This window comes from Paenibacillus macerans (assembly GCF_050565405.1).
GTDB lineage: Bacteria > Bacillota > Bacilli > Paenibacillales > Paenibacillaceae > Fontibacillus > Fontibacillus macerans_B.
On the sequence record NZ_JBNYYG010000021.1, the window covers coordinates 78,543 to 84,617 of the forward strand.

General features: G+C 58.5%; 6 protein-coding genes. 4 read left to right on the plus strand and 2 right to left on the minus strand.

Going from position 1 to position 6,075, the window contains the following annotated elements; all coding sequences use genetic code 11:
• Window positions 1–4 precede the first annotated feature (4 nt).
• On the plus strand, window positions 5–1,132 hold the full coding sequence (locus tag ACQ4N8_RS14515; RefSeq protein WP_430705092.1) for a homocitrate synthase/isopropylmalate synthase family protein: 1,128 nt from the start codon (window positions 5–7) through the stop codon (window positions 1,130–1,132).
• Window positions 1,133–1,248: 116 nt separating this feature from the next.
• Here the strand turns inward: ACQ4N8_RS14515 and modB are convergent, their stop codons facing one another.
• Both modB and modA read right to left on the minus strand, forming a co-directional pair.
• Window positions 1,249–1,923: a molybdate ABC transporter permease subunit gene (gene modB, locus ACQ4N8_RS14520; protein ID WP_430705093.1), complete on the minus strand. Its 675-nt coding sequence runs from the start codon at window positions 1,921–1,923 to the stop codon at window positions 1,249–1,251.
• A 7-nt stretch (window positions 1,924–1,930) separates the two neighbouring features.
• Entirely contained in the window at window positions 1,931–2,764 is an 834-nt protein-coding gene (gene modA, locus ACQ4N8_RS14525) for a molybdate ABC transporter substrate-binding protein (RefSeq protein WP_430705094.1), read from the minus strand.
• A 159-nt stretch (window positions 2,765–2,923) separates the two neighbouring features.
• Between modA and ACQ4N8_RS14530 the strand changes: the two genes are divergently transcribed.
• The 3 genes from ACQ4N8_RS14530 to ACQ4N8_RS14540 all read left to right on the plus strand — a co-directional run.
• A complete protein-coding gene (locus ACQ4N8_RS14530) occupies window positions 2,924–3,913 on the plus strand; it encodes a substrate-binding domain-containing protein (RefSeq protein WP_430705095.1) in 990 nt (329 codons plus the stop codon).
• A 57-nt stretch (window positions 3,914–3,970) separates the two neighbouring features.
• Window positions 3,971–4,705, plus strand: a complete 735-nt coding sequence (locus ACQ4N8_RS14535) for a class I SAM-dependent methyltransferase (protein ID WP_430705096.1) — start codon at window positions 3,971–3,973, stop codon at window positions 4,703–4,705.
• A 207-nt stretch (window positions 4,706–4,912) separates the two neighbouring features.
• A partial coding sequence (locus ACQ4N8_RS14540) for a dynamin family protein (RefSeq protein WP_430705097.1) occupies window positions 4,913–6,075 on the plus strand: 1,163 nt, incomplete at its 3' end.

The window sequence follows — 6,075 nt, forward strand, 5'->3', positions numbered from 1 at the left end:
AGCCATGGAAATGCTGCGGATTTGCGATACGACGCTGCGCGACGGAGAGCAGGCGGCCGGGGTAGCCTTTACCGCGGAGGAGAAGCTGGAGATCGCCAAAAGCCTGGCCGCGTGCGGCGTCGAACAGGCGGAGGTAGGGATTCCCGCCATGGGCGATGAGGAGCGCCAAACGATCCGCCGGATCGTGTCACTGGGGCTTCCGATGCGGCTCATCGCCTGGAATCGGGCGCGGCGCTCAGACATTGAGGCCTCGCTGGCGGCGGGCGCGGAATGGGTGCATATCACGCTGCCCGCGTCGGCGATCCAGATGAAAGCGAAACTGGGAGCCGGGCCGGCCGAGGTGATCGAGCTGGGAAAATCCGCGGCGAGCTTTGCGCTGCAAAAAGGACTGACCGTATCGATCGGCTTGGAGGATGCATCGCGAGCCGAGTTTCTGTTTTTGCGCGAGTTGATCTGCGTCATGCGGCGGGAAGGCATTCGCCGGTTTCGGTATGCCGATACGCTTTCCGTTCATCATCCCGGCTCGTTGCACTCACGGATTTCGGCGCTGCTTGCCGTCTGTCCGCCGGATATAGAACTGGAAATCCACTGCCACAACGACTTCGGTTTGGCGACGGCCAATACGCTGGCCGGTTTGGAGGCTGGGGCCAGGTGGGCCAGCACGACCGTACTGGGTATCGGGGAGCGTGCGGGAAATGCCCCGCTGGAGGAAGTGGTCATGGCGTGGAAGCATCTTTACAAGAGGGAGAGCGCGGTGCGTACCGAAAGGCTGAAGCCGTTGGCCGAGCTTGTGGCCAAGGCGGCGGGGCGGGACATCCCGGAAAACCGGCCGCTCTTGGGCAGGCTGGCTTTTGCCCATGAATCGGGGATTCACGTCGACGGACTGCTGAAGGACCATCGGACGTATCAAGCTTTCGATCCTTCCGAACTGGGCATGAATCATGTTTTCCTGCTGGGCAAGCACTCCGGCCGCAGTTCGGTGCGGCAGGTGCTGCTCGGCGAAGGCGTCGAGGTGAGCGAACGGATCCTCCAATCGCTGCTGGAGCGGCTGCGGCGGACGGCAGGGGAACGCAAACACCCGGTGCCCAGCTGGGAGATTAAGCAATGGGCGATGGAGGAGCAGGGGCAGTAGAGGAATCCGATAGCGGAACCGAATAAAGGAATCCAAACTCCACGAAATGGCGATGCAGGGATAACCCCCTTGCACCGCCATTTTTTTTTGACTATTATGTCTTTCGCCAAGTTGAGTTAATCTTTTTTCAGCCGGGAAGAGAGCAGCAGCAAACCAAAGGACAGCAGAATGGTGCAGCCCGTTAACGCCCAAGCCAGCGGCAGGTTTCCGGCGTCGACGGCGAAATAGATCGCCGTCGGGATCGTTTGCGTCCGGCCGGGGATGTTGCCGGCGATCATCATCGTCGCCCCGAATTCGCCCAGCGCGCGGGCGAACCCGAGGATGAACGCCGCCTGCAGCGAGCGGGTGGCGAGGGGCAGCATAATGTACCGTAGTACCTGCCATTCGTCGGCTCCCTGCGAACGGGCCGCATCTTTCAGCTCTTTATCGACCGCTTGGAAACCGGACTTCAGCGTCTGATAGATCAGCGGGAAGCTGACGACGCTTGCGGCGACGACCGCACCAAACGGCTGGAACACGAAGCTTAGGTGAAACAAGGTTTCCGCCGCTTGTCCGATCCAGCCGTTTTTGCCCAACACCACGAGCAGGATAAAGCCAACGACGCTGGGCGGAAGCACGAGCGGCAGCAAAAAGACCGTCTCCACCAGCGTTTTTCCGTAAAAAGCCGCCGCAGCCATTCGCCAAGCCGCCAGCAGGCCGATCAGAAAGGCGATGACGGTAGCGGCGACGGAGACTTGCAGCGACAAGACGACCGGCGACCAAAAATGTTCCGGAATCCCTAGTGAATTCATAAGCAGCTTATTTGGCCGGGGTAAACCCGAATTTGCTGAACACCTGCCGCGCTTCGCCGCTCAACAAAAATTCGTAAAAGGCTTTGGCTTCGTCCGGATGGCTGCTGCCTTTGAGGACGCCGACCGGATATTCGATCGGGTCATGGCTCTCGGGTTCGGCGCTCAGGGCCACCTTGACCTTATCGGAAAGGGCGGCGTCGGTTTTGTACACGAATCCGGCATCGACGTTTCCGGTCTCGACGTAGGACAGCACCTGCTTGACGTCTTTCGTCAGCACCAGCCGGGACTGCAGGCTATCCCACAGCTTATGGTAAGCGAGAGTCTGCTGCGCGTATTTCCCGGCCGGGACGGATTCAGGCGTGCCGATGGCGATGTCGCCGATGTTTGTCAGGTCTTTGATCGTTTCGAGTTGCACGGAACCGTCCTGCGGAACGACAAGCACCAGCTCATTGGTGAGCAGATTTGTCGTCAGTTCGGCATCGACGAGTCTTTTGTCCAATAGCGCGTTCATTTGCTTTTTCCCGGCGGACAGGAACAAGTCGGCCGGGGCGCCTTGTTCGATTTGCTGCTGCAGCGTTCCGGAGGCGGCGTAGTTATAAGTAAGCTTGATATTGCCGTGCTCGGCTTCGTAAATGCTCTTAAGCTCATCCAGGCTTTCGGTCAGGCTGGTGGCGGCGGAGACGAGCAGCTCGACCTGTTCCGCGCCTCCGTTATCGGTCCCGGCCGTTGCCGACGCGTCGTTTGTCGCGCTGTTGCCGGCGACGTTGCTCCCGCAGCCGGTGATCAAGAGCATAATGGCCGTGATCGTCGCCAATACCGGCATTCTTATAAATTTCAGCATGGTCAACCCTCCCCTTTGGTTATATCTAATTATAACTAGATTATACGAAACATAACGATTTGAATAGGTGCCCGGGTACATTTCATTGAAAAAAAGGGAAATCCCCGGTAAGATTAGGGTAGTTGCACGAATCAAAGTGAACGGACGAAGGAGAAAGCCATGACCGAACCGATCTCTTACACGGCTGAGGAAATCGCCAAGCTGTTGAAGGTATCCAAACTAACCGTATATGATCTGATCAAAAAAGGCGAGCTCTCCGCTTACCGGGTAGGCAAGCAAATGAGGGTGGACTCCACGGATTTGGAGGCCTACAAGCACAGGGCTAAAGGCGGGGCGGTACCGGCAGCCGACGTCGGGTTACCGGTGATCCAGGTTCCTTATAGTTCGCCTTTCCGCACCGATCCCGGTCGGGGGGAAGCACGGGACGGACTAAGGCCGCTCGTCATCACCGGGCAGGATCCTGGACTCGATCTGCTTGCCAAGGCGCTGGAGTCCAGGAGCCGAACGTATCGGCCGCTGCGTTCCTTCGTGAGCAGCATGGACAGTTTGGTGGCGATGTACAACGGGGCGGTGGATATTGTCAGCACGCATTTATACGACGGGGATACCGAGGAATACAATTTGCCCTACATTCGCAAGCTGTTCATCTCGCTCCCGTACCTGGTGCTAAATTTCGCTACGCGCAGGGCCGGCTTTTACGTCAAGCAGGGCAATCCGCTGGGCATCCGATCCTGGGAGGATCTCGCGCGTTCCCATATCCGGCTGGTGAATCGGGAAAAAGGCTCGGGCGCCCGGGTGCTGCTCGATGAACAACTGCGAAGGCACAGGATCGCCTATGCGTCCGTAAAGGGGTATGAGCAGGAAGAAACATCGCATATGGGGCTTGGCGGCCGGATTGCCCTGGGGCAAGCGGACGTCGGCGTCGGCAGCGAGCGGCCGGCCCGGATCGCCGGATTGGATTTCATTCCGCTGATCGAGGAGCGGGTGGATCTGGTGGTGCTGAACAAACCGGAAAACCGCGAATGGATCGCCCTGCTGCGCGAGGCGCTGCTGTCGTCCGAACTGCAGGAGGTGCTTTTGTCCTTGGGCGATTACGATTTGTCGCTAACCGGACAGGTGCTGGCGGATCGGGAAGCCGGCTTGTATTAGTCCGGCATTTTACCGGCAAGCTCCCCTATCAAGATCAAGAGGCGGTGAACCTTAAGTATGAAGCAAAATAAATATGACGAATCGGCGTTTTTCAGCGAATACGAAAAAATGCCGAGGTCGGTCCATGGGTTGGCGGCGGCGAGGGAATGGCATGTGTTCAAAGCGCTGCTGCCGGAGTTGGAGGGCAAGCGAGTGTTGGACCTTGGCTGCGGTTTCGGCTGGCATTGCCGTTACGCCCGCGAGCAGCAAGCGAGCTCGGTGACGGGGGTGGACATTTCCGAAAATATGCTGCAAAGGGCGCGGGAAATGACGGACGATCCTGCGATTACGTATATCAACCGGCCGATCGAGGACATCGATTTTCCGGACGGCCAATTCGATGTGGCGATCAGCTCGCTGGCGTTCCACTATGTCGAGTCGTTTGCCGACGTCTGCAGACAAGTGCACCGGTGCCTGGCGGCGCAGGGCGCTTTTATCTTTACGGTAGAGCATCCGATCTTTACGTCCCGGAACGACCAGGATTGGCATGTTGACGGCCAGGGTCGGCGGCTGCACTGGCCGGTGGACCGCTATCGGGACGAAGGGATGCGGGAAACGTCGTTTTTGACCGACCATGTGATCAAATATCACCGGACGTTTTCGACCTACATCAATGATCTAATCCAAGCGGGCTTCAGCCTTAAGGTGGTCAAGGAGCCTGGCCCCTCCGAGGACATGCTGCGGACGATCCCCGATATGCAGGACGAAAACCGCCGCCCGATGTTTTTGTTGATTTCGGCGCAGAAGTTATAAACGCCTTCAATGCCGCTCCTGCGCGGGTTTGAGAACCGCCTCGTACTGAGGCGGTTTTTTTTCGGTTTCGGTTTAAGCGGACGAAGCAGGGCTTAGGACAGCGAGTATCTTTGATATAGCGTTTCCAAGGAGGAGGGGAGATGTTAAAATATTGATATTCAAAAAATGAAACTTGATTTCGCAGCGTGGAAAGCGGAGGGAAGTCGAATGGATCGGTTGGTAACGGATACGGAGTTTCGGTTGGGGGAGCGTCTGGAGCGTTTGCGCGAGATGCTGCTTGGGGATAAGGATATGACGGCGGCCGAGGAGCTGCGGGAGATCGGCGATAAGCTTGAACGGAAGGAGCTGACGGTGGCTTTTTGCGGCCACTTTTCGGCGGGGAAGTCGAGCTTGATCAATCGCTTATGCGGAAAAACGGTCATGCCTGCCAGCCCTTTGCCGACGAGCGCGAACGTGGTGCTGATCCGGGAGGGGGCCCCGCGCGCGTTGCTGACTCCGGCCGATCCGGCCAAGGCGAAGGCGGAGGTCCCGGTGGCCGAGGTCGCGGATTACTGCCGCAACGGCGAGGAGTATACGCGGGTGGAGCTGTGGGAGAACTTGGAGCTGCCCTTGCGGGGAGGCGTCCTGCTGGATACGCCCGGCGTGGATTCCAACGACGCCGGCCATGCGTTGGCCACGCATTCCGCGCTGCACTTGGCGGACGTGGTCTTTTACGTGATGGACTACAACCATGTGTCCTCGGAAACGAATTTAAGCTTTGCCAAATCGCTGAGCGATTACGGCAAGCCGGTATATATGGTCGTGAATCAAATCGACAAGCACCGGGAGGAGGAGCTGGCGTTTGCGGAGTACCGCGACTCGGTCAGCCAGGCCTTTCGGGTATGGGATATCGAAACGAAGGGGATCTTCTATATCTCCTTGAAGCGCGAGGACGCTCCGGAGAACATGCTGCCCGAGCTGAAGGAGGCGATCGGCGTTTTGCTTGCCAAGGGATCCGGGCTTGTGGAGTACGGAGCCTACGTTTCGGCGGCGCAAACGGTACAGGGCCACTTGGCGCGGGCCGCGGAGGCGGTGCGGGCCGGGCGGGAGCAACTCGAGGAGGAGACCGGCAGCGAAACGGACGTTTCGGCGATGGAGGAGGAATTGCGGGCGCTGGATACCGCGGATTCAATGGGCGAACAGGTGGGGGAGGCGCGGAAGCGGGAATGGCTGCAGCGCATCGGCAACCTGCTGGAGACGGCCCAGCTGATGACGCCGCCTTTGCGCGAGTTGGCCGGACTTTATTGGATCGAAGTCAATATATCGGTCTCGGCCAATCTGCGGAATAACCGTTTCCGCTTGCCGGGATTCGTAACGTTATTCTTGATAAA